General features: G+C 58.4%; 20 protein-coding genes. 12 read left to right on the forward strand and 8 right to left on the reverse strand.

The window, feature by feature from the left end; all coding sequences use genetic code 11:
- The first annotated feature begins 58 nt into the window (after window positions 1-58).
- The 10 genes from Q1B27_RS21885 (at window position 59) to ribD (ending at window position 11,370) form a co-directional block, all read left to right on the forward strand.
- Window positions 59-337, forward strand: a complete 279-nt coding sequence (locus tag Q1B27_RS21885; protein ID WP_299851231.1) for a sarcosine oxidase subunit delta — start codon at window positions 59-61, stop codon at window positions 335-337.
- The gene (locus Q1B27_RS21890) at window positions 327-3,257 is read left to right on the forward strand and encodes a sarcosine oxidase subunit alpha family protein (RefSeq protein WP_299851234.1); all 2,931 of its coding nucleotides are present in this window, start codon (window positions 327-329) and stop codon (window positions 3,255-3,257) included. The genes Q1B27_RS21885 and Q1B27_RS21890 overlap by 11 nt, the downstream gene beginning before the upstream one ends.
- Window positions 3,250-3,795 carry a sarcosine oxidase subunit gamma gene (locus tag Q1B27_RS21895; protein ID WP_299851237.1) on the forward strand — a complete coding sequence of 182 codons (546 nt, stop codon included), beginning with the start codon at window positions 3,250-3,252 and terminating at the stop codon, window positions 3,793-3,795. Before Q1B27_RS21890 ends, Q1B27_RS21895 begins: the two co-directional genes overlap by 8 nt.
- Before the next feature lie 139 nt (window positions 3,796-3,934).
- Window positions 3,935-4,237 (forward strand): DNA primase, encoded by a 303-nt coding sequence (locus Q1B27_RS21900; protein WP_299851240.1) that lies wholly within the window; start codon window positions 3,935-3,937, stop codon window positions 4,235-4,237.
- A gap of 65 nt (window positions 4,238-4,302) precedes the next feature.
- Complete coding sequence (gene dnaG / locus Q1B27_RS21905; protein WP_299851243.1) at window positions 4,303-6,267, forward strand: DNA primase; 1,965 nt, start codon at window positions 4,303-4,305, stop codon at window positions 6,265-6,267.
- Window positions 6,268-6,387: 120 nt separating this feature from the next.
- Window positions 6,388-8,367: an RNA polymerase sigma factor RpoD gene (gene rpoD / locus Q1B27_RS21910; protein WP_299851246.1), complete on the forward strand. Its 1,980-nt coding sequence runs from the start codon at window positions 6,388-6,390 to the stop codon at window positions 8,365-8,367.
- A gap of 387 nt (window positions 8,368-8,754) precedes the next feature.
- On the forward strand, window positions 8,755-9,021 hold the full coding sequence (locus Q1B27_RS21915) for a type II toxin-antitoxin system Phd/YefM family antitoxin (RefSeq protein ID WP_299851249.1): 267 nt from the start codon (window positions 8,755-8,757) through the stop codon (window positions 9,019-9,021).
- 253 nt (window positions 9,022-9,274) lie between these two features.
- Entirely contained in the window at window positions 9,275-9,694 is a 420-nt protein-coding gene (locus Q1B27_RS21920) for a secondary thiamine-phosphate synthase enzyme YjbQ (protein WP_299851252.1), read from the forward strand.
- A 102-nt stretch (window positions 9,695-9,796) separates the two neighbouring features.
- Complete coding sequence (gene nrdR / locus Q1B27_RS21925) at window positions 9,797-10,279, forward strand: transcriptional regulator NrdR (protein ID WP_299851255.1); 483 nt, start codon at window positions 9,797-9,799, stop codon at window positions 10,277-10,279.
- A complete protein-coding gene (gene ribD, locus Q1B27_RS21930; RefSeq protein WP_299851259.1) occupies window positions 10,276-11,370 on the forward strand; it encodes a bifunctional diaminohydroxyphosphoribosylaminopyrimidine deaminase/5-amino-6-(5-phosphoribosylamino)uracil reductase RibD in 1,095 nt (364 codons plus the stop codon). The genes nrdR and ribD overlap by 4 nt, the downstream gene beginning before the upstream one ends.
- 19 nt (window positions 11,371-11,389) lie before the next feature.
- Here the strand turns inward: ribD and Q1B27_RS21935 are convergent, their stop codons facing one another.
- The 3 genes from Q1B27_RS21935 to Q1B27_RS21945 all read right to left on the reverse strand — a co-directional run bounded on the left by Q1B27_RS21935 (window position 11,390) and on the right by Q1B27_RS21945 (window position 15,947).
- Window positions 11,390-13,414 carry a capsular polysaccharide biosynthesis protein gene (locus Q1B27_RS21935; protein ID WP_299851262.1) on the reverse strand — a complete coding sequence of 675 codons (2,025 nt, stop codon included), beginning with the start codon at window positions 13,412-13,414 and terminating at the stop codon, window positions 11,390-11,392.
- Window positions 13,414-14,559 carry a polysaccharide biosynthesis/export family protein gene (locus Q1B27_RS21940; RefSeq protein WP_299851265.1) on the reverse strand — a complete coding sequence of 382 codons (1,146 nt, stop codon included), beginning with the start codon at window positions 14,557-14,559 and terminating at the stop codon, window positions 13,414-13,416. The genes Q1B27_RS21935 and Q1B27_RS21940 overlap by 1 nt, the downstream gene beginning before the upstream one ends.
- A 95-nt stretch (window positions 14,560-14,654) precedes the next feature.
- Window positions 14,655-15,947, reverse strand: coding sequence for a capsular biosynthesis protein (locus Q1B27_RS21945; protein WP_299851268.1), 1,293 nt, complete (start codon window positions 15,945-15,947; stop codon window positions 14,655-14,657).
- A 184-nt stretch (window positions 15,948-16,131) separates the two neighbouring features.
- On the opposite strand from Q1B27_RS21945, the gene Q1B27_RS21950 reads away from it, so the two are divergent.
- Complete coding sequence (locus Q1B27_RS21950; protein WP_299851271.1) at window positions 16,132-16,719, forward strand: riboflavin synthase; 588 nt, start codon at window positions 16,132-16,134, stop codon at window positions 16,717-16,719.
- A 3-nt stretch (window positions 16,720-16,722) separates the two neighbouring features.
- On the opposite strand, the gene Q1B27_RS21955 is transcribed toward Q1B27_RS21950, so the two are convergent.
- On the reverse strand, window positions 16,723-17,517 hold the full coding sequence (locus Q1B27_RS21955) for a phosphatase PAP2 family protein (RefSeq protein WP_299851274.1): 795 nt from the start codon (window positions 17,515-17,517) through the stop codon (window positions 16,723-16,725).
- Between Q1B27_RS21955 and Q1B27_RS21960 the strand changes: the two genes are divergently transcribed.
- The gene (locus tag Q1B27_RS21960) at window positions 17,516-17,707 is read left to right on the forward strand and encodes a hypothetical protein (RefSeq protein WP_299851277.1); all 192 of its coding nucleotides are present in this window, start codon (window positions 17,516-17,518) and stop codon (window positions 17,705-17,707) included. The genes Q1B27_RS21955 and Q1B27_RS21960 overlap by 2 nt on opposite strands.
- 213 nt (window positions 17,708-17,920) lie before the next feature.
- Here the strand turns inward: Q1B27_RS21960 and Q1B27_RS21965 are convergent, their stop codons facing one another.
- From Q1B27_RS21965 to Q1B27_RS21980, 4 genes are all read right to left on the reverse strand, one after another.
- The gene (locus Q1B27_RS21965) at window positions 17,921-18,976 is read right to left on the reverse strand and encodes a proline racemase family protein (protein WP_299851280.1); all 1,056 of its coding nucleotides are present in this window, start codon (window positions 18,974-18,976) and stop codon (window positions 17,921-17,923) included.
- Between the two features lie 63 nt (window positions 18,977-19,039).
- Entirely contained in the window at window positions 19,040-19,909 is an 870-nt protein-coding gene (locus Q1B27_RS21970; protein WP_299851283.1) for a DUF2189 domain-containing protein, read from the reverse strand.
- A gap of 216 nt (window positions 19,910-20,125) precedes the next feature.
- Window positions 20,126-20,776 (reverse strand): DUF3726 domain-containing protein, encoded by a 651-nt coding sequence (locus tag Q1B27_RS21975; RefSeq protein WP_299851286.1) that lies wholly within the window; start codon window positions 20,774-20,776, stop codon window positions 20,126-20,128.
- Window positions 20,773-22,470, reverse strand: a complete 1,698-nt coding sequence (locus Q1B27_RS21980) for a hypothetical protein (protein ID WP_299851289.1) — start codon at window positions 22,468-22,470, stop codon at window positions 20,773-20,775. Before Q1B27_RS21980 ends, Q1B27_RS21975 begins: the two co-directional genes overlap by 4 nt.
- Window positions 22,471-22,487: the final 17 nt, after the last annotated feature.

Below are 22,487 nucleotides of genomic sequence, written 5' to 3' on the forward strand. Positions count from 1 at the left end.
TGTCCGGAAAGGTTGGGCTTTTGAGTATTTTTGCCAAGAAGAAGATGGGGCGCGCGACATGAGGATAACCTGCCCGAATTGCGGCGACCGCGACCGGCGCGAGTTTTACTATACCGGTGCTGCGACTTTTCTGGACCGCCCGGCGCCGGATGCCGGGGGGGCGGCGTGGGATGATTACCTGCACAACCGCGACAACCCGGCGGGGGTGACCCGGGACCTGTGGTATCACGAGACCGGCTGCGCGGCGTGGCTGGTGGTGACCCGCAATACGCTTACCCATGAGGTGCTCAAGACCGAGCTGGCGGCGGATGTGAAAGGGCAGCGCAATGCGGGTTGAGGGCGCAGGGCTGATCGACCGCACCAAACGGATCGGATTTTCCTTTGACGGGCATCAGTACGAAGGCTTTGCCGGCGACACGCTGGCCTCGGCGCTGCTGGCCAATGACATCACGCTGGTGGGGCGGTCTTTCAAATACCACCGTCCGCGCGGCATCCTGACCGCGGGCAGCGAAGAACCCAACGCGCTGGTTATGCTGGGGCTTGAGGCCGGGCAGGAACCCAATGTGCGCGCCACCACCGCAGAGCTGTTCGAGGGTATGCTGGCACGCAGTCAGAACCGCTGGCCCACGCTTGCTTTCGATCTGATGGCCGCAAATGACCTGGTCGCGCCGTTCCTGGGGGCCGGTTTCTATTACAAGACCTTCATGTGGCCCAGGGTGTTCTGGGAAAAGCTGTATGAGCCTATCATCCGCCGTGCGGCAGGGTTGGGCGCGCTGTCGGGCCAGCACAATGCCGACAAATACGAAAAGGCTTTTGCCCATTGCGACCTGTTGGTCATTGGCGGCGGTCCTGCCGGGTTGATGGCGGCGCGGGCGGCGGCACAGGCGGGGGCGGATGTGATCCTTTGTGACGAAGACACCCGCACCGGCGGGCGGCTCAATGCCGAAACGCTTGAGGTGGATGGCAGGCCCGGTCACCACTGGGCGGCGGAACTGACCGCCGATCTGGTGGCGATGGACAATGTCCGGGTGATGACTCGCACCACTGTCATGGGCACCTATGATCAGGGCACCTATGGCGCGATTGAAAAACTGTCGCCTGACTTGGCGATGCGTGCCGGTGCGCCGCGTGAATGTTTCTGGCGCATTGCCGCCAAACGCGCCGTACTGGCAGCGGGTGCGCTGGAACGCCCCGTCGCCTTTGCCAATAATGACCGGCCCGGCGTGATGATGGCGGGCGCGGTGCGGGCCTATCTCAATCGGTGGCGGGTGAGCCCGGGCAAGAATGCCGTTGTTTTCGGCAATACCGACAGCGCGCACCGTACGGCGGCGGATCTGCTGGCGGCGGGGGTGCATGTGTCGGCGCTTATAGATTCGCGCCATCATGCCACCTGCGATCTGGACATCCCCTTCCATGCCGGGGCCAGAATTTGCGAGGCGCATGGTCGCAAGGGCCTTGAGGCGGTTTCTGTCGCATCGGTCAGCGGTATCGATAAGATCCAGGCCGATTGTCTGGCCATGTCCGGCGGCTGGAACCCGTCGCTGCACCTGACCTGCCACAGGGGTGCCAAACCGGTCTGGAGCCCGGATCACGAGGCGTTTCTGCCGGTGGATGGTGCCCTTCCCGGGCTTGAGACTGCCGGCGCCTGCCGCGGTGATTTCTCGACCCGCGCCTGTCTCGAAGGCGGTGTGGCCGCCGCCAATCGCGCGCTTGAGGATATGGGCCTTAAACCGGCCAAGCCCGAGATCCCGAAAGCCGAGGACAGCGCCTATGACATCGCCGCGCTCTGGGCCGTGCCGGGCAAGGGCCGCGCCTGGCTGGATTTCCAGAACGATGTAACCGTCAAGGATATCAAACAGTCAGCCACTGAAAACTTCCGCTCGGTCGAGCATATGAAGCGCTACACCACGCAGGGCATGGCCACCGATCAGGGCAAGAACTCGAACGTGGCAGCACTTGCGGTGTTGGCCGACGCCACCGGGCAAGGCATTGTCGAAACCGGCACGACCACCTTTCGTCCGCCCTATGTGCCGGTATCCATCGCGGCGATGGGCGCGGGTAGTCAGGGCACGGGGTTCGCGCCGCAGCGTTACATGACCTCGCACCGTGCCAGTGTCGAACGTGGCGCGCCAATGATCGAAGTGGGCCTCTGGTACCGCCCCAGTATCTTTCCGCGCGCCGATGAAACCCACTGGCGGCAATCCTGCGACCGCGAGGTCGACATGGTGCGCGGGTCGGTGGGCATCGCCGATGTCTCGACCCTGGGCAAGATCGACATTCAGGGGCCGGATGCGGCGCAATTCCTTGATTTCGTCTACACCAACACCTTTTCGACCCTGCAAAAAGGCCGGGTGCGGTATGGGCTGATGCTGCGCGAAGATGGCCATGTGATGGATGATGGCACCACCGCGCGTCTAAGCGGTAAACACTACCTGATGACCACGACGACCGCCGCCGCCGGAGAGGTGATGCGGCATCTGGAGTTTGTGCACCAGTGCCTGTGCCCGCAGCTTGATGTACGGTTCATCTCGGTCACCGAACAATGGGCGCAATTTGCCGTCGCCGGGCCGAAATCGCGCGACCTGCTGAACGCCTTGCTGGATCAGCCCATCGACAACGAAAGCTGGCCTTTCATGTCCTGTGGCAATGTCGCCATCGGCGGCACCGCGGCACGGCTTTTCCGCATCTCGTTTTCGGGCGAGCAGGGCTATGAGCTGGCCGTGCCCGCGCGCCACGGCGACAGTCTTTTCCGTGAACTCGTCTCTCGTGCCGAGGCGCTGGAGGGCGGCGCCTACGGGATGGAGGCGCTCAATATTCTGCGGATCGAAAAGGGCTTTATCACCCATGCCGAAATCCACGGCCGCGTTACCGCTTTTGACATCGGCATGGACCGCATGATCAGCGCCAAGAAGGATTGCATCGGCAAGACCGCCGCGCAACGCCCGGGGCTTAGGGATGAAAACCGCGAACAACTGGTGGGCCTGAAACCCGTGGGCGCGGTCAAGGAACTGCTGGCAGGCGCCCATCTTTTCAACCCCGAGGATGAGGCGATCAGCGCCCATGATCAGGGCTACATCACCTCGGTCGGATATTCGCCCACTCTGGGACATGCGCTGGGGCTGGGCTTTCTCAAGCGCGGTCGCGCCCGCCTGGGGGAAAAACTGCGCATGGTCGATCACTTACGCGGCTCGGAAACCCTGTGCGAGGTGATTGACCCGGTCCAGTTCGATCCAGAGGGAGGACGCCTGCGTGGTTGATCTGAGTGCAAATTCCCCCTGTGCCGGGCTCTTGCCCCTTACCATCGGCAGCGTCACCCTGTCCGAGGCCACACCCGGCACATTGACCAGCATCGCGCCCTATAATGGGCAGGACAAGGCCCTGTCGGCTGCGCTTAAATCCCTGCACGGCATGGCCGCACCGGCCCCCAATCGTGCGACCGGCAAAGAGGGCGCGCGCGCGATCTGGTTCGGCCAGCGCATGATCCTGCTGCAAGGCCCGCCACCGGATCCCGGCCTGGCAAAACACGCGGCCCTCACCGATCAGTCCGATGCCTGGGCCGTGGTGCGCCTGGAAGGGGCCGGGGCCGCCGACACGCTTGCGCGCCTGACGCCCATTGACCTGCGCGACAGCCAGTTCAAGCGGGGTCACACGGCGCGCACGGAACTGAGGCACATGATGTCAGGCATCACCCGCCTGGGGCCGAATAGCTATCAGATCATGGTGTTTCGTGGCTTTGCCCAGACCCTCGTGCATGACCTCAAGACCGCCATGCAAGGCGTTGCCGCCAGAGGCTGAATTTGACTGTGGCTGCCCGAAAATCCCTCGGCAAGCTTCCGCCACAGTCACAATTTGCGGAAAATTCCCCCTATGTCTGCCTGACATCCAGCCTCAGATAAGGTAGGGACCGACCAGTCAAGAAATTCACGAGGCTCAAATGCTACGTATCATCGCTCTTTTCACCATCCTCGCCACCCCTGTGGCCGCGCAGGATGCGGCGCAGGACAAGGAATTGCTTTGCAATACATCCGGTGAGATTGTCGGCGCCGGTGTGGCCGAACGTCTGGGCGGGGCCGATGAAGAAACCGCGATCAAGGCGGTGCAGGACTGGCTGACCGAAGACAAGGCCAAATTCAAACCGGCTGTCGAACCTCTGGTGCAATGGGTCTACACGCTGGAAGCCGACCAACTGACCGAAGAGGCCGCGAAATCCTACGTGCTAGCCTGCCTGACGCAATAGACTTACCCCCAACTTATTCTTTTCGGTAACTAGACTCGGACGCGCATGCGCCCGATATATGAAATATGAGTCTACCACCCGGTTTTTTGGATGAATTACGCACCCGCACCTCGCTCAGCCAGGTGGTCGGGCGCAAGGTCATGTGGGACACGCGCAAATCCAATCAGGGCAAGGGCGATATGTGGTCGCCATGCCCGTTCCATCAGGAAAAAACCGCCAGCTTCCATGTCGATGACAGGAAAGGCTTCTATTATTGTTTCGGGTGTCACGCCAAAGGCGACGCGATCAGCTTTGTCCGTGAAACCGAGAATGTCGATTTCATGGAAGCGATTAAAATTCTGGCTGCCGAAGCCGGGATGACGATGCCCGAACGCGACCCGCAGGCGCAGGCCAAGGCCGACAAACGCACCGAACTGGCCGATGTCATGGAAATCGCTGTCCAGTTTTTCAGGCTGCAACTGAAAACTGCCGCCGGGTCCGCCGCGCGCGAATACCTCGACCGGCGCGGTCTGAAAGAAGCCACGCAGGATCGGTTCGAAATCGGGTTTGCGCCCGATGCCTGGCAGGGCCTCTGGGATCACCTGAAGGCGAAGAATGTCGCCGATGATCTGATCCTCGGCGCGGGGCTGGCCAAGCCATCGACCAAGGGCGGCAAGCCATATGACACGTTCCGGGGTCGCATCATGTTCCCGATCCGCGACGCGCGCGGGCGCTGCATCGCCTTTGGTGGCCGGGCGATGGACCCGAACGACAACGCCAAATACCTGAACTCGCCCGAAACCGAGCTCTTTGACAAATCCCGCACCCTCTACAACCACGGTCCCGCGCGCGAAGCGGCGGGTAAGGGTCAGCCGCTGATCGTGGCCGAAGGGTACATGGACGTGATCGCGCTGGCCGAAGGCGGCTTTGGTGCTGCAGTGGCCCCACTGGGCACGGCTGTGACCGAAACCCAACTTCAGATGATGTGGCGCGTGGCCGATGAACCGGTGATCGCGCTCGATGGGGACACGGCGGGCCTGCGCGCTGCACACCGGGTGATCGACCTGGCGCTGCCGCTGCTTGAGGCGGGCAAATCCCTGCGTTTCGCCCTGATGCCCGAGGGCAAAGACCCCGACGATCTGATCCGCGCCGAAGGCAAGGCGGCGCTGCAAAAGCTGGTCGATAACGCCTTGCCGATGGTTCAACTGCTCTGGCAACGCGAGACCGAGGCGCGCAATTTCGACAGCCCCGAACGCAAGGCGGCGCTGGACAAGGCCCTGCGTGAAAAGATCAAACTGATCCGCGATCCGTCGATCCGCAGCCATTACGGGCAGGCGATCAAGGACATGCGGTGGGAGCTTTTCAACCCGCGTCGTGCCAATGCCGGTGCCGTCGGCACCCGTCGCCGAACGGGCAGTGGCAAATGGCAACCGCCACCCGCCAGCGCCATGCCCTCGACCAAATCCTCGTTGCTGGTGGCGGCAGGGGACGATGCCCAGATGCAATTGCGCCTGGGGGTTATCCTGGCCTCGCTGGTTGCCACCCCGCAGGTCTGCGAGGAATTCGAGGTCGCGCTTGAAAATCTTGAATGTGCCAATCCCGATCATGCCCGTCTGCGCGACCTGATCCTGCGTCATGCCGATGCCGGAACCGAGACGCTGAATGCCCATATCGGCACCGAAATCGGCGAGGCCGCCCTTGAAAAGCTGATGGCGCTGCCCCATGTGGCCTTAGCACCACCGGTGCGCAATCCGGGGGATGCGGACATCGCCCGCATGACAATTGCCGAAGAACTTGCCAAGATCGACGCCGAACGCGGCCTGAACGCGGAACTTGTTGAGGCCGCAGAAGACATTGTCGGCATCGCCGACGAGGCCGTAACCTGGCGGTTGGGCCAGGCCGCCGAGGCCCGCAACCGGGCGATCCGCAGCCAGCAGGAGGATAAGGCCGAATACGACTTAGGCGAGAATGGTGCCAGAATTAATCGCGGCGAACGCGAGCAATTTGATGCGCTCCTCGACAAAATCAAATTCTCCAAACCAGGCCGCTAAGGGATTTTGGTGAGGAATAGGTAAAGAAAACAGGGTAAACGGGAGTGCGAATCACTCTGATTCGCGTTAATGATTCGATCAAACGAATCACCCCGCCGCCCCGCTGAGCAGGAGACCTTCATGGCCGCCAAAGATAACGACGACCAAAAGACCGAAGATCAAGACGGCGAAATGTCCCTCGACATGAGCCAGGCTGCGGTCAAGAAGATGATCGCCGAGGCGCGCGAAAAAGGCTTTATTACCTACGATCAGCTCAACAATGTTCTGCCGCCCGACCAGGTCAGCAGTGAGCAGATCGAAGACGTGATGTCGATGCTTTCGGAAATGGGCATCAACATCATCGAAGCCGAAGAAGCCGAGGAAGAAGAGCAGAAATCAACCGCGCTGGCCGAAACCAGCAAACGCGGTGAGATCACGCTTGGCTCGGGCAAGGAAGAGAAACTGGATCGCACCGACGATCCGGTGCGCATGTACCTGCGCGAGATGGGCAGCGTCGAACTGCTCAGCCGTGAGGGCGAGATCGCGATCGCCAAACGCATCGAGGCCGGTCGCAACACGATGATCGCAGGCCTCTGCGAAAGCCCGCTGACCTTTCAGGCGATCACCATCTGGCGCGACGAACTTGTCAGCGAAGACATTCTTCTGCGCGATGTGATCGACCTTGAAACCACCTTTGGCAATCAGCTTGGCGAGGACGAAGAGGAAGAGACCCCCGTCGTGGCCAATGTCGCCTCGGCCCCGTCCGAGAACAAGGCAGACGAGCCCGAGCTTGACGCCGATGGCAACCCGATTGCCACGGATGACGACGATGACGAGGACGAACAGGCCAACATGAGCCTTGCCGCGATGGAGGCCGCGCTGAAACCGCGCGTGCTGGAAACGCTGGACCGCATCGCCGACGATTACGTGAAGCTTTCGGAAATGCAGGACAGCCGGATTTCGGCCACCCTGAACGAAGACGGCTCGTTCTCGAAAAAGCAGGAAGACACCTACCAGAAGCTACGCTCGGAAATCGTTGAGCTGGTGAACGAGTTGCACCTGCACAACAACCGGATCGAAGCGCTGATCGACCAGCTTTATGGCATCAACCGCCGGATCATGCAGATCGATGGCGCGATGGTCAAACTCGCCGACCAGGCCCGGATTAATCGCCGCGAATTCATCGACGAATATCGCGGGCGTGAGCTGGACCCGAACTGGCTGGATGACATGGCCAAGAAATCCGGTCGTGGCTGGCAGATGTTCATGGAACGCTCGCCCGAAAAGGTCGAGGAATTGCGCGCCGACATGGCCCAGGTCGGCCAGTATGTCGGCCTTGATATTCCTGAATTCCGCCGCATCGTCCAGCAGGTGCAGAAGGGCGAAAAAGAAGCCCGCAGCGCGAAAAAGGAAATGGTCGAGGCGAACCTGCGCCTGGTGATTTCGATCGCCAAGAAATACACCAATCGCGGCCTGCAATTCCTGGATCTCATTCAGGAAGGTAACATTGGCCTGATGAAGGCGGTCGACAAGTTCGAATACCGCCGTGGCTACAAGTTCTCGACCTACGCCACCTGGTGGATCCGTCAGGCGATCACCCGCTCGATCGCCGATCAGGCGCGCACGATCCGCATCCCGGTCCACATGATCGAAACGATCAACAAGCTGGTCCGTACCGGTCGTCAGATGCTGCACGAGATTGGCCGTGAACCCACGCCCGAGGAACTGGCCGAAAAGCTGCAAATGCCGCTTGAGAAGGTCCGCAAGGTGATGAAAATCGCCAAGGAGCCGATCAGCCTTGAAACCCCGATTGGCGACGAGGAAGACAGCCAGCTGGGCGATTTCATCGAGGACAAGAATGTGGTTCTGCCCCTCGACAGCGCCATTCAGGACAACCTCAAGGAAACCACCACGCGCGTGCTCTCCAGCCTGACACCGCGTGAAGAACGGGTGCTGCGCATGCGTTTTGGTATCGGCATGAACACCGATCACACGCTCGAAGAAGTGGGCCAGCAGTTTTCCGTTACCCGCGAACGTATCCGCCAGATCGAGGCGAAAGCCCTGCGCAAGCTGAAACACCCCAGCCGGTCGCGCAAATTGCGGTCTTTCCTGGATCAATAACACGCGCCACGCTCGGCCCATCGCGACATTCCTGTCAATGGTGGCCTGCTAGGGCACCTTGTGGGCCAACGCCGCCCTGGGCGCACTTGGCATCGCCGTTGTCACTCACCTCCGGTATCCGGGCCGCGACCATCGTTGGCTTTGCTCTTTTGGCGGTGACTGCGCTGTGGCTCTGGGAGCAAATCCGGCACAATCCCGCCAACCACCGCCGATTAGAGCGGATTTGTGCACAATTTTAAGAGCTTTTCGCGCGGGGGTTGTCGGCGTCAATCAGGGCGGGTAGCACAGTGGCCTGATCTGGCTTACAGCCTGCAACCTATGCGCGAAATATTGCCGATACTTCTCGCAAGGCTTGTCAGATTCCATACGACTGCGTAGGTGGTCGCCATGAAACAGGCAAAATTATCCGATCTGCGCAGAAATCTATCCTCCATGCTGAATGCCGTGAACAATGATCACGAGCCGCTGATCGTGACCCGCAGGCGCGGCAAACCCGTCGTAATGATGTCACTCGAGGATTTTCAGGCGATGGATCGTCCTGCCCCCCGTTTCGCCACTTCGCCCAGCATGGACCGGTTGATCAACTCCTTCGCCGAAGTGGACGAGATCGCGTTTCTGCCCCATGCGCTGGAAGACAGTAAAAAAAGCCAATAGCAAATAGCGACTGCGTTTAACCTGATCCTCACTCGTATCACTGCGTCACCAACGCCTGCTGGGGATAGGATTGGCCCTGTCCGCTGCGCGGGATGGATCGGATTTTTGATCTGTTACACCGGGGGTCCGCATCCGGCCTGACGCCGGGGCGAGTTTACACAATCCGCGTACACAGTTTACACAGTTGCAACTTTCCGGGCTGCGGTCGGGGGCTTGTGGCGCGTGCCCGATTGCAGCAATCATGCGGCCCATGATGCAGACGGTTTTCTCTCTCCAGACCCGCGGTCAGGGTCTTTATGAATTTACGCCGCAGGTCTCGGCATGGCTGCGCGATGCCAAGGCAGATCAGGGTCTGCTGACGCTTTTCATCCGTCACACCTCGGCCAGCCTGTTGATTCAGGAAAACGCCGATCCTGAAGTGCAGAGCGACCTTTTGCATTATTTTCAAAGGCTTGTGCCGCCAACCACCGACCCGTCGATGGCCTACCTGACCCACACCTATGAAGGTCCTGACGATATGCCCGCTCACATCAAGGCCGCGATGATGCCGGTCAACCTCAGCATCCCGGTTTCGGAAGGGCATATAATGCTGGGTACATGGCAGGGGATTTACCTGTTTGAACACCGAAATGCGCCTCATACCCGCCAGATTGCTGCTCATCTAGCGGTATAAATTCCCCTCTACCCAAAACCTTGCGGCTGTCCTATAGTGACTGTGGATAACTGGGCAAAAGACCCAAATGACAGGTGGCAGAGAAGAAGAGGGGAACGGCTGATGCGCTGTCCGTTTTGCGGAAATATAGATACACAGGTCAAAGACTCGCGCCCCGCAGAAGACCACGTGTCAATCCGGCGACGCCGTTTCTGCCCGGCTTGTGGTGGACGTTTCACAACATATGAACGGGTACAGCTGCGTGATCTGGTTGTGGTCAAAACCAACGGCCGGCGCGAAGATTTCGACCGCGACAAGCTTGAACGGTCGATCCGTATCGCACTACAGAAACGCCCGATTGAGCCGGAACGGATCGAGCAGATGATCTCAGGCATCGTGCGGCGGCTGGAAAGCATGGGCGAGACGGATATCCCGTCCAAGACCGTGGGTGAAATCGTGATGGAAAGCCTGGCACGGATTGATACCGTGGCCTATGTGCGCTTTGCCAGCGTCTATAAGAATTTTCAGGCGGCGGATGATTTTGACAAATTTGTCAGTGAGTTACGCCCCGATACCTCTGCATCTGAAGACCCTTCGGACGGGTGAGCGCCCGCGACGAAAGGTTTATGTCGCTGGCTCTGATGTTGGGCCGGCGCGGTCAGGGGCGTACTTGGCCGAACCCTGCTGTGGGCTGTGTTATCGTCAAGGATGGTCGGATTGTCGGTCGGGGTAGGACAGCCGATGGCGGTCGCCCACATGCCGAAACGCAAGCTCTGAAACAGGCTGGTGAATCGGCCCAGGGCGCCACTGCCTATGTCTCGTTGGAACCTTGTGCCCATCACGGTCAGACGCCCCCATGCGCCGAGGCTTTGGTGACGGCAGGGATCGCGCGTGTGGTGGCCCCGCTGGCTGATAGTGATCCACGTGTGGCAGGTCAGGGATTTGCATTTCTGCAAAATGCAGGGGTCGACGTCACGACCGGCGTTTTGGCGGATGAGGCCGCAGGTGATCTTGATGGGTTCTTCATGCGCACCGAACATGGTCGTCCGCATCTGACCCTGAAGCTTGCCAGTTCCTTTGACGGTCGCATCGCCACGGCCACTGGCCAAAGCCAATGGATTACGGGCCCAAGCGCCCGCCGCCACGTCCACAGTCTGCGCGCCCGCCACGATGCTGTCATGGTCGGTGCCGGTACTGCACGCGCTGACGATCCGTCGTTGACGGTGCGGGACCTTGGCATCATGCAGCAACCGGTGCGGGTGGTCGTTTCTCGCAGGTTGGATTTACCGATGATGTCCAAGCTTGCGCGATCTGCCAAGATCGCACCACTGTGGCTCTGTCACGGACCCGATGCCGATCCGGCGCTGATTGAGGCATGGCAGGGGATCGGTGCGACGCTGATTTCCTGTGATTTGACGGGACGGCAGCTTGATGTTCGTTCGGTGCTGCGGCAGCTGGGTGCAAAGGGGCTAACGCGGGTCTTTTGCGAAGGTGGAAGCGGGCTTGCCGCTTCAATCCTGTCGGCGGATCTTGTGGACGAGCTGGTCGGCTATACTGCAGGGATGACCATCGGTGCCGAGGGGTTGCCCGCAATCGGAGCCTTGGGACTGAGCAATTTGGGTGATGCCCCGCGCTTTAAGCTCGCAGAGAGCCGTTTGATCGGCGTTGATATACTGCATCGGTGGGTGCGGGTGTAGCCGTACCGCTATTGCCGGTTCACCGCCAGATCCCTGAATAAGAAGCAAAAATCCCTTGTAGTTTGGAGAGTATCCGGTTTGCTGCACCGGGATGAGGGACCGCGCCCGAGGCCAACCTGTCTATGGCCGTCTCGACCGAGCAGGCGGTGCCGGTGAGCGGATCGAAGTAACGCGGATAGTCAATCAGCGCAGCATGTACCAGCCCTGTCAAACTGGGTTTCGCGGTACGGCGACCGGGGACAACGCCAACATCGCGGGTTAGCGCCCAGCCCGCGTAGAACGGCGCGCCAGTAGTGGTCACGGCCACGCCGCGGATCAATGCTTCGAACCCCATGAGCGAGGTCATGGTCCACACCTCATCCACCTGTTGCAGCAAGGCGGCAGGATCGGCGTGATCCAGTACGAAATCTGCCAGCTCCGCCATTTCGGCAGGATCGATTTTGCCTGCTCTGAGCCCTGCTTCAACATCTGGGTGCGGTTTGTAGAGAATGATTGATTCTGGGTTCTCAGCCCTCACACGCTCCAGCAGCGCTTGATTGGTAGAGACCGTGCCTGCGCCAAGGCGGATCGAGGCATCATCCTCGACCTGACCTGGCACCAGAATACGGTGTCCGACCGGTAAATCCGCTACGCCTTTACCCAGATTGTATTTCGAGAGGCCGAGCCTGATGATGCTTGAAATTAGCCTTTCAGCCCGGATTTCCTGATCGGGGCGCAGGGTGGCCCGTTTTGCAATCCATTCTTCCAGACGGCTGGGAGAGCTGGGATCATAGTATATGCCTAGATCGTCGCAGACCAGCGATAGTGGCGGAACCAGTTTCGCACCCAATCCGCGTGAGCGCAGAAATCCGTCTTCGATACGCAGAGCGGCCGGCGGTGCGCGCTCGATCTGGCTGGCCCAAGCCATGATGCGTTTATCCTTGGCGGGTGTGCCGCTATTGTGAAAAATTACGCGACCGTGTTGACCAAAGAAACGTTGCAAGGGCCTGCGTTTCCATAGTCGCATCCCGTGGGCTGACCAACCTTGCCGATCCTCGCGCCAGCATCTTACCTGTGCCTCAAGGATGGCCAGGGCATCCTCTATTTCGCACAGACAGTCGCGATGCGGATCGTACCAGGTGGGGTAAAGGATCATGGCGGCGGCAAAAAGCTGTGCGCGGCTGAGGGGGCGCCCGCGCCGGGCAAGGGACACCGGGTGGCGATCTTCGGTCAGGTTCCAACCGGCATAGAAGGGCTGTCCAAAAACTTGTGGTCTGTGACCTGCAAAAATGGCCTCGAAACCCATTTGCGAGCTGACAGTGTAGACCGCGACAGCGCCGTCAAAAAGCGCCCAGGGGCTGACCCGGTCGGCCAATAGTTCGATGCGGTCTGAAGCATCCTGGGGGCCGAAATATCCGGGCCGGTTGCCATCCGCTGTTTCCGGGTGCGTTTTGATCAGAACTTTCGCGCCGGGGTGATCTTCCTGCGCATAGTAAAGCATTTCGCGGAAGGTGTTGGCATCCGCCTGCCCGTGGATCACGCTGGCATCGCCCTTGGTCTGGTCAATCACCAGAACATAACCGGGATCGGGGCAGGGGGTGGTAGGGTCGAAAGCGTTGTATTTACTCAGATGTGCCTCTTGCAGATAAGCAATCGCCCCCCGCGCGCGATCCATCAGAGCGGTGTCATCCAGGGGATGCGTGGCCAGCAGATGCTCCAGATCCGAAGGCTGGCTGCTGTCGAAATGCACCCCAGTTTGGTCAATCACTAGACCAAGCGGAGGTGTCCCCTCACGGCCAGGATGGACCGAGCGCAAAAACGCGTCTTCTACCCGGATTATCCCCGCGCCGGTGCTTTCCGCGACCGCTTCGCCACGCTTTGCATAAGGGGAATGGCCCCAAACCGCGATCAGATCGTCAGCAGAGGGTTTGCCGATCTGCAACGGATAACCGGCCAATTCCAGCATGCGGCGAACGCGGCGCTGACGCAGAAACCCGGCGTTAAAATAGAAAACCCGCCGGGGTGTCGCAGCCCCGGCGGGAGAACGCTTTTCGTCATCGGACATCACAGTCCAAGCGTATCCTCGGCTGTTGAAACCGACCCTACAGCACCAAGTGTGCCGGTAAGGGCTGAGATGACCTTGCTCCATTGGGCGAACGGTGCCTCGGTTACGTAGATCGTATCATCATCCCGGATCGCGAAATCACGAGCCATGAACATGCCGTTGGGCTGTGTCAGGTCAAGCACATAGACCAGACGTTGGGCACCGATAAGGTCATCGCGGCCCAGAACCTGATTGGCAATTTCAGCGGGTTCGTTGCGCATGATGAAGACGCCAGTCGGGTCCGCTGCCCCTGCTGTCAGCCCGCCGACAGTGGCAATCGCTTCGACTGCGCTGAGAGTTTGGGTTTCAAAGGTCACGCGAGCCTGCGATCCGGTTGCCCCAAGCGCTGTGAAGGCGCGCGTGTCCTGTTCAACGAGGATACGGTCACCGCCGCGCAAGGCGATGTCGAATTCGGGGTTTTTGAATAAGTCCTGGAACCAGACCTTCGACTGGTGTTCCCCGCGGATCACGGTGACTTGGGCGACTTCGGGCGGAATGGCGACGCCACCTGCAGCGGCCAGCATCGCAGACAGCCTGCGGGTTGGTTGTTCGATAGGATAAACACCCTGACCATTAACAGCGCCGACCAGAGATACCGTTGAGCCGTTACCGGCAAGCCTGCGCACCTCGACCTGCGGGTCAGGCGTTTGTTCGTCCAGCTTGGCAGTGATGATCCGGCGGATCGCCTCGGGCGAGTTGCCAGCGGCGCGGATGCGCCCGGCATAGGGCACGAAGATGAAACCGGCACCGTCGACCTGAACTTCTTCCAGCACGGTCTGGCTCTGAGCTTCGCCTGCCAGAAGGCCGTCATCGACGTTTTCCCAGATGGTCAGCCCCAGCGTATCGCCGGGACGGATGGTATCTGCGCCGATTGACCCGGCTCTCAGAAAACTGTCACTGAAGCCGAGGGCAGGTTGCACCGCTGTCGCGCGGGTCACCCTGTCATTTACGGATACAACGAAGGCATCGCCGGATTTTTGCACTGATCCCGCATAGATCTCTTTCTTGTTCGGCCCGACGCGGGGAAGCGTGCCACAGGACGCCACCATGGCCACAACGACGAAAAGGGCGACGGACTTCGCCCAGCGTTTGGATTGGGAGTTCACTGCTCGGTCTCCTCGACCTGTTTATACTGCCTCGGTCTTTTTTAGGTAAGTTAGCGGAATCCCGATGTAAAATCCAGAGATTGTAACGGCGTGGCTTAACTGACGACGTGCAACTGTTGCCTTGGGGCCGCGGTGCCGGATTTCAATGCATCATAGGGATCGTCCGCTGTAAGCAGCATGTCGACCACCTGTCGCATCAATTGGCGACGCCCGCGCGAGGAATAAAACCCGCCCGCGATCTGGCTGGTTTCAAGCAGATACCGGCGATAATCTTTATAGGCACGATGATCGGGGCGTTCTGCACCGGCAAAGAAATCGATGAGGGGTTCGGTAGAGACGAATTCCGGTTTGTCATAGACGGCCTGGCCAAAGGTTTTGAGCGGAATGCCCCGCCACAGCACTTGTTGCGCTGCGGTAGAGTTCACGGTGACGGCGCTACGTGCCTCGTCCAGCAATTTCGCCAGTTTGCCGCCGCGCACGTAATGTACCCGCCCCTCAAGTCCGCGTGCTTTCGCCAACCGCTTCAACTCCCGCCGGATCGGCGCGCGGCCGTCTTCCAGCGGATGGGCTTTGACCACCAAATGGTGATGCGGCGGCGCTCCTTTCGCGAAACCGTCGATCACCGTTTCCAGAAACTCCGCCATGGTTGAGAAAGGTGAATGCGCCTGGAAAGACGCATCGTGTTCCAACTGCAAAAGCGCCAGATGATAGGGGAAACCACCGTATTTGATGCGCAAGGTAGCAATCCGGCGATCCAATGCCTGCGCGGGCATCAATAGCAGTCGCTGTAGGTAAAGCTTGAATTCCTGAGACACACTCAAGCTGCGATGTGGTTGAAAGTTTCGGTAGCGGCGGTTCATCAGAAAAACGAAGCCATGATAGACCGCGCCATAAAAGATATGCTCACGCATGTCGCCCCAACTTGCCGGAGGCAACGGTGCGTCCATATCAGAATTTTCCAAGGCGCTGCGCATGTCGTCGATGCTCATGTCCATCAACCGGGAATGGCCATTGGTTCCGTCACGCTCATATGTCACCCAATAAGGGCGCATGTAACCCTCTTCGAAGACGTGGATGCGCAACCCCAGGGCGCGGGCGCGCTGCACAGCCTGCGCGTGGATCGGACGCGTATCGCCATATAGGACGATGTCGGTCACGTTCTTCTCGGTAACCAGGTTCGAGAATGCATCGGACCAATCCGCGCTGTCACCTAGATAGGGAATGTAGCTTGCCTTGTCGCGCCAGAACGCCCGGTCGCCGGCGTTAAATCCGACGCGCCAGACCTCAGCACCGGATTTACGCAACATGCGGCCCAATTTGCTGAAAAACGGCCCGTGTGGTCCCTGAAGGAACAGAAACACGCGGTCTTTTCCCGTCAGAATTTCCATTTACACATCGACCCTTTAACACTTGTGTTCGGATTAAAGCCGAATTTGGGCGAAATTGTGGCCGAACAATCAGTGCGGCTTGCCAGCTAGCGGAGGCAAGTCTAAAGCGGACATGGTTAAATTTGCATAACCTTATTTGCGTGCGATGCATTAGGTGTTGCCGAAATACAAACGGAGGCAAGCGATGTTCACGGGGATTATCACCGATACCGGCAAGGTGAGGCAATTGACGCAGCTTGGTGATTTGCGCGCCCGTATCGGCACGGCCTACCAGACTGCAGGGATAGAAATCGGTGCGTCTATCGCGTGTGACGGTGTGTGTTTGACCGTAGTTGCATTAGGCGATGACTGGTTTGACGCCGATGTTTCTGCGGAAACGCTGTCAAAGACCAACCTGGGCAAGTGGGCCGAGGGGAAGCGCATCAACCTGGAGCGTGCGTTGAAGGTTGGTGACGAGTTGGGCGGCCACATCGTGTCGGGCCATGTTGATGGTCTGGCTGAAGTCGTCGCTGTCACGGACGAGGGTGACAGCACACGGGTCAAATTGCGGGCTCCCAAGGACCTAGCGCGTTTCATTGCCCCCAAGGGCTCTGTCGCCTTGAACGGGACATCGCTTACCGTGAATGAAGTCGATGGCCAAGATTTTGGCATCAACTTCATCCCACACACTAAACAGGTCACGACCTGGGGTGATGTATCGGTGGGTGATCCGATCAATCTCGAGATCGATACTTTAGCGCGATATGTGGCACGTCTGGCCGAAACCGCGTGATCTTCAAGCAGCCAACCTTTTTTCAAACCTCTGCTGTAGATTGGCCAGCTGTTTTGCAAGGAGCCAGCAGATGATCGCGGCAGCAAATCCCAGATAGCCATCGATCGCATAGTGCCAGCCAAGATGCACCGAACTGAGCTGTATCAAAACGGCAAATCCAACCATGAGCCACCCGAAGGTCTTGTGGAACTGAAACGCATGGAATGCGATGATCCAGGACATCGCCACATGCATGCTGGGCATTGCGGAAATACCTTTCATACCATTGCCGCTCTGATACCCGTCCAGCAACATGGTTTGTAGTTCAAGCGCGGTCAGTGGCTGTACATCATTGATATCTTTGAGCATGTTCATGAGCGGCATAAACTGATCGCCAAAGCCGAATGCCTGGTAATAGACCGGCCCTACCGATGACAGCAGAATGGCAAGGACGGAACCGCTGATAATCCATATCAAAACGAACGCAAAAAGAAATGTGTTGCGGCGGTGCGGGTTGCCAATATCCATACAGGCGACAAAGGAAAAGAAATGCACCAGAAGTAGCCAGAAGCTATAGGCGCTGTCTGCGAGTTTTGTCATCAAAGGGTTACCGAAAATCGGCGCCAGCAAGATATATGGATCAACCCCACCATGAAGAATGCGATCCCATTCTGCAAATGTCGGATCCCACGAAAATGGGTTCAGATAGGGAATGGTATCTTTGACGAATGAGAATATGGCGGCGAAATAAATGACGCAGGTAACGGCAACCATACCGCTCAAAAGCCTTTGCCGATCCCGAAAGAAGGTGTCACGCATGTCCGCGGCCAACCAGTTGATCGGTTTTTCGGGGCGGACGTTCATGATCATATTGGCAAAGCGCCAGATGATCATTGATCCGATAAAGATCGGTATTGAGGCCAGTAACATCCACTTCATATTTGAAAAGTTGATCGAGTGGATCGGAACCGAAATCGCTAAACTGATGAGCTTGGCCGCAGCAAAATAGGACAGAACGATGAATATCAATATGCTGTTTTGCGTCAGCGCGGACCGGAACTGGAACTTTTCTGCACCGAACGCTTTCGAACTTGGCTTGGAAAACACATCAGATTGCATCGTCATAACAAAGGATCCCCAGAACTAGTTGGAGTTTCCTAGGCGGTAACTTTGGCGTGGCGTTGACTGTATCAAGTCAATAATTTGGCAGCGGCAAGTGGCATCAACCCCAGATATCCCCGATTTTGTAGCCCTCTGGGAAAGGATCCGTGGGGTCGAGCATGTAATTGGTTGTGCCATAAATCCAGCCTTGGCCCGCCAATGTTGGGATTATGGCGGGGTAGGTACCAACGCTGGTAATCTCTTGGATACGACCAGTAAAAGTGGTTCCCATGGGCCCAGCGTTGACATAGTCCTGCCCCACTGCCAACTGGCCACGGGCGTGCAGAACAGCCATTTTTGCACAGGTTCCGGTGCCGCAGGGTGACCTATCCAGAGTACCCGGCAAAGCGTGTGGACGATTTGGATCAAAGCCACCGGTTGAAAGCGTAATCGCGCCTCGGCCATCGGTATCGGGGGCGACCGGCGCGCCCCAAAGATTGGTGATAGTCGGACCGGTGATCTCGGGGTTTTCCGGGTGCACAACGGGCAGTTGTTCTACTGTTGCGGCTCGGATCGCCTCGGAGATTTTGACAATCTCCGCCCCGTTATCGCCCCCCAGATCAACGCCCAGATGATCGGCATTTGCCAGAACAAAAAACATACCACCCCAGGCAATATCAACGTTGATGTGGCCCAGGCCGGGCACCTCGACCGAAGCGTCAAGATGCATGGCGAAAGCGGGCACATTGCGGAAGGTCACCCGGGTAACCTTGCCGTTTGCACACTCTGCGCGCACAGTGATCAATCCGGCGGGGGCTTCCAGTGTCAGCTCGGTCACTGGTTCTTGCATCGGCAAAATGCCGGTCTCAAGCAAGACCGTTACCACGCAGATTGCGTTTGAGCCGGACATCGGAGGATACTCGGTCTGTTCCATGATGATGAAACCGGCATCGGCGCGCGGATCGCATGGTGGCACGATGACATTACAGCACAGCGCCGGTTGGCCGCGCGGCTCTCGCAGCATGAGCAAGCGAATGTCGTCCGCATGCGTCTGCATCCATTGCATTTTTTCAAAAACGTTTTTGCCCGGCATATTCGGGACGCCCGCGGTGATCACTCGGCCCGGCTCACCCTCGGCGTGGGCTTCGACGGCTGTTATCATTCGTGACGTGCGCATGGCTAATCCCCTCGATCAGATCAAACCCTAGACCGATGGTATCGGAACCGTCCAGTCGCGAATTCAGCTATCTGTCAAACGCGGAACAGCAGCACGATAGAGATGCCATGTGGCGTGCCCCAGGATGGGCAAGACGATAATCAGACCCAGGAAGAACGGAATTGACCCCAGAGCCATCAGCAACGCCACGATCAGCCCCCATTTGGCAATCGTCACCGGGTTTTGCTTGGCAACCTTTACCGATGTTGCGACGGCTACAGGGATGCCTGCGCGCCGATCAATCAGCATCGGAAAGGAAATGACGCTGATCACCAGAACGATCGACGCAAAAACCAATCCGACACCCATGCCGATCAGGATCATCATCCACCCCGCTCCGGTCGTCAGCGTATCGACTGCAAAGGCGCTGACCGAAATCGGCGGCTCGGGACCCAGAGTGAAGCTGTAGATCATGATTGCGGCCATTATCCAAAGCACGAACATTGCAAAAAGATAGATGCCAAGTGCCATCACTGGCCCGACGATATGCGCCCGTAGGGCCTGTAAACCGGCGCTCCAGCCGACCTCCTTGCCAGCCTCCCGTTGCTTGCTCATTTCGTAAAGTCCGATTGCAGCGATCGGACCCAATAGGGCGAACCCCGCAGCAAGCGGAAAGAGTAAAGGTAACAAGGCCAAATCCGATGAGACGACAACCAAGCAGATGCCGATAATCGGATAGATTGCCACCAGAAACATCACATCACTACGAAAGTTCTTGAAATCATCTACGCCTTTCCGCAAGGCATTGCGGATTTCCGTATCGCCGATCTGCCGTGTTGGCGGCGGGATTGTCTCCTGACTTGCCATTGCATCGGCGACTGCCCCAACCGTTCGGCCTGTGCCAAAGACCGCATCAGCGGCCCATGTCAGCGGATTACCAATCGTTTTTACCATGATTTCCTCCTGACGTTCCGCTCAGGAGGACTGTCTTTGCCCATCCCGGGCTGATGTCTGTGTAATTTCTGTCGGATGCGCGCAACCGGCAGGCTACGGCACCAGTCTAGCAGATTTTGAAGCTACATCGCCTCACGATATTGCGACGCTGTTCGCCGCGGGGAAATAATTTTATAATTCAGTTGTTTAGTGGGTTTTCGCTACGGGTCCCATTCATCAATCGTTGTCTGTTAGCCCTGCACCAGCGCCTGCAAGACGGCTTTCGGGTGTGTCGGGGGCATAGGTGCGATGGGCAAATGCACCCAGGACTTTGGCAGTGTCTTCGGGAATTTCGGCACGTAGATGGGCACGTTGTAAATCATTTACCGCAGCATCACTGATGCGCACCGAAATGCTATCTGCTTGATCGGTTTGCAGTGTCGCATCTTTGGATAATTCGATTTGTCCGCGAGCGGTGATTGTGGCTTTCGTGCCCGGCCATTTGATTTCCATAGTTCTTCCTACCAGCTGCGCCGCACCGGCGACAAAGGGTAATAACAACATCGGAAAGGACGTCCGGCCAAGGTCAACGTCACGGCCTGCGGCGATATCCGCTGCATGATCGCAGATGACGGCACCTGTGATGAGAGGGCAGAGTTGGCCGCTGTCCGCCGCCCAGATTCCCTGGGTTTCCAAAGGGCAAAGCGATTCATAGACCTTGCCGTCATTCTGGGTGAGCAGCGCCGAGAGCATTTCTGGGCCTGGCAGACCTGTGCTGGCCAGCCAGCGAACGGATTTACCGGCCTCTTCGGCCAGTCCCCAGCTTAGTCCGGAACCGCGCGCCGCCTTGCGTGCCAGCCCTTCAACTTCATTCAATGACCAGCTCATGCGGATTGGTCCGACAGGTAGGGATAGGTCCAATCATCAGCGTTTCCGCTGGCTAGCTCATGCGGGAAAGGGGCGTGTTGGAACATGTTGATCCGCACCCAACGGTCGGATCGTGGATCGAAATGACAGGCTCCAAAGAACGAGAGTTTGGCCCGTAACAAATCAATCGGCATGACATCAGAGCTGATCGTGTTGTCCCGGATTTCCGCATAGGGGTGTTTTGCAGCAATTTGCGCGCGACGCACCACATGGCGATGTTCAGGATGGCGCAGCAGGAATATGGCAACGGGGCCATCAGCAAAGCCCTTGAGGTCGGCATACATGCGCGCGGCATCACGCCCCGGGCAAAGCGGTTGTTCATAGGGTTCGATCGGTTCATCAAATCGTTCACCCATGCGCGGCTCCAGCTTTTCTTCTGACACGTACCAGACCCGCGCCTGCGCGTCGCGGCTGGTCCAGTCGATTTCCAGCGCCCAAGCATAGATATCTTCGATTAACGCCTTCAGCGTGGCTATGCTCATTGATCCATCGATGCGGTAGAAATGCGCTTCGTCGGCGGACATGCAGCAGCTAAGCCCGTCGACCAGACCGCCATAGGGTTCCATCAAGATCGAGGCCAGTTGCTCCTGTCCCTCAACCGAAAGCGCGGTTTCGGCCCAGAGCCATAGGCGGTTCCAGGGAAGGTTGCTGGCCAGATCTGCGGTTTCCAGATGGCTACACAGTGTCTCCATATCGGCGCGCAGATGTTTGAGCTTCTCAATTTGTACGGGATGCTCCGACGTCCAATAGTCCGAATGGAGTTGTGCGCGGGCTGCTATCCGGCGGAATGCAAGGGCCTCGTCATCGGTCGCCGAGGGCAGGGAGCGAATGCGCGCCAGAGCCTCTTCGCGCGCGGAAATCCAATTACTGATCAGGGCCGGATGGTTCAGCAAAAAAGGCGCCATGCCCAACCCGGTGGAATTACCGATGCCAAACCGCCGCCGCAGTGCCGGGTCCAGAGCAACTGCTGTATCCGGCGCGCGCAGTTTCGCCATATGTTCCACCAGGTCCATGACAAAGGCGCGGGTCAGAAAGACCGAGAGCATTTCGATCTGGAACGGGCCCTGGCATTCGGACCGGTGCGATGATTGTTCACGGTCTGCTGCGCCGAATTTACCAGAGCCATAGACTGCCGTGGTGCGCATCAGATACCCAACGTCCTCGATCTTCTCCAGATCGGGCTGTTGTCCTTTCGAAAGCATGCCGACGACATAATCCCACAAACGGACAGACCGGTTTGCACGCGAGAGCGACAGTTCTTTTTCGCTGACTCGGCCTGCTTCCTGTTTGGGAACGTTGCGGGACAAACGGTCGACATCCTCTTCGGTCGGGACCCCGTCGAAAAGCGTAAAGGTCGCGTCCCATTCGGTTGCAATCACACGGTCGGAGCGTTTTTCGGGCGGCAGGTCATTGGCAAAAGCCACTAGTGAATAGCTGCGCTCTGGTCCATGGGCCGTATAAACAGCCCTGCCAACGCCACGTTCGTTGATGTCGAAAACGGAGCGTTCAAACGTCCAGCTCTCTGATTTCAGCCGTCGCAGCAGCACCCGCATAAACGACAGGCGAGATTGGTGAAAAGAACCCATGCGTTCAAGCCGCATAACAACATTAGGGTCTCGGGGGGCGATGGTGCGGGTTGGATCAGGGTTTTGCATCGTCGGCCTCCTTGGCT

The organism is uncultured Roseovarius sp., assembly GCF_947489715.1.
Taxonomy (GTDB): Bacteria; Pseudomonadota; Alphaproteobacteria; order Rhodobacterales; family Rhodobacteraceae; genus Roseovarius.